This window comes from Aequorivita antarctica, assembly GCF_007997155.1.
In the GTDB taxonomy this organism is placed as follows: Bacteria; Bacteroidota; Bacteroidia; order Flavobacteriales; family Flavobacteriaceae; genus Aequorivita; species Aequorivita antarctica.
In genome coordinates this window covers 1-1,758 of record NZ_VORT01000035.1, presented here as the reverse complement: position 1 = coordinate 1,758, position 1,758 = coordinate 1, and the positions used below count along the sequence as shown (strand labels likewise).

General features: G+C 47.5%; 1 protein-coding gene. It reads right to left on the bottom strand.

Going from position 1 to position 1,758, the window contains the following annotated elements:
* A partial coding sequence (locus ESU54_RS18190) for an HYR domain-containing protein (RefSeq protein ID WP_170253304.1) occupies positions 1-1,758 on the bottom strand: 1,758 nt, incomplete at both ends.

Here is a 1,758-nt window from a genome sequence, read left to right as displayed (position 1 = left end):
AGGTAAAGTCTGTTACATCTATCGAAGTACTCGCGATACCACAGGCATCGGTGCTTCCGTTCTCGATATCGGCTACCGTGATGCTCGCCTCTCCGTTGGCATCCAATTGGATGGTGAATGGGGCGGCGCAGTTGGCCACTGGAGCAACATTATCCTCAACCGTTACTACAGTAGTACAGGTTGAACTGTTGCCATTTACATCGGTTACCGTTAGGGTTACCGTGTTCGGACCTACGTCCGCACAGGTGAAGTCTGATATATCGATTGTAGTAGTCGCAACTCCACAGTTGTCGGTACTTCCGTTTTCAATATCTGCAACCGTGATGCTTGCCATTCCGTTTATATCCAGTTGGATGGTGAAGGGAGCGGCACAGTTGGCCACTGGGGCCTCGTTATCGTTTATTATTACATCAAAACTACAGCTTGCTGTATTTCCTGATGCATCGGTTGTCACAAATGTGTTGGTTGTTGTTCCTACCGGGAAAGTGCTTCCGCTTGCAAGACCAGCTGTTTGGGCAGTAGTTGATCCTGGGCAATTATCTGTGCCAACAGGAGCAGTATACGTTATTACCGCACCACAGATGCCCGCATCGTTGTCTTGTGTAATGTTTCCAGGACAAGTGATCTCGGGAACTTCGGTATCGTTAACCGTTACATCAAAACTACAGGTCGCAGTGTTTCCTGATGCATCGGTTACAACAAAGGTATTGGTTGTAGTTCCAACTGGGAAGGTGCTTCCACTTGGTAAACCAGCAGTTTGGGTAGTAGCGATAGTCGTATTCCAAGTAATGGTAATCTCACCATTGCCTGATCTAATACCAGCTGCTGCTGTTCCACTATTTACTCCTCCAATATATGAAGTACCTCCAGATCCACCGCCGCCTGACCATGCGCCACCGCCACCTCCAGCACCGCCGCCGCCGCCAGCGCCAGCGTAATAGCCGCCACCGCCACCAGCACCGCCAGAACCTGTAAATCCACTACATCCTATTTTACCGTCTCCACCATTACCACCAATTGCTAAAACACCGTCAGTTCCTGAACCTCCAGTATCACTACAATTAGAATTTCCTACACCTCCAGTTCCACCCATCATATCGGTAGCACCTATTCCTCCAGTTCCTCCTGTACCGCAGCCACTTCCTGTAGTACCAGAACCTCCTAATACAATGTCACCTCCATTTCCACCGTTTCCGCCTGGACCTCCTATACAACTTCCCTGAGGTCCACCAGCACCACCGCCACCTCCGGCGGCAATAATAACTCTATCATTTATGGTTCCTCCACCTATTCTTATATCACTAGCACCACCTCCGTGACCTGAAGTATTGGGACCGCTAACACCAGGGTTACCTCCTCCATTAAAACCGTCACTTCCTCCTACATATATTGTTAAAACATCGCCAGGAGTTACTAATAGTTCTCCATTGGCCATAGCTCCAAAGCCACCAGTACCTACATTTCCTCCAATGCCAGACTCTCCTTGGGCACCAAAAGCTTCAATTGAAATAGAGGTAACACCAGCTGGAACAGTAAAACTTTCCATGGTTCCTGTATATGTATAAGTTTGTGAGACAGGAACAGATGAGCTACAATTATCTGCAGCTGTAACTGTATAATTAACTACAGCTCCACAAACTCCTGGATCGTTACTTACAGTAATATCTCCAGGACAAGTAATTGTTGGCGGTATATTGTCCTCTACAGTTACAATCGTTGTACAAGTGGAAACATTACCATTTACATCGGTTACTGTTA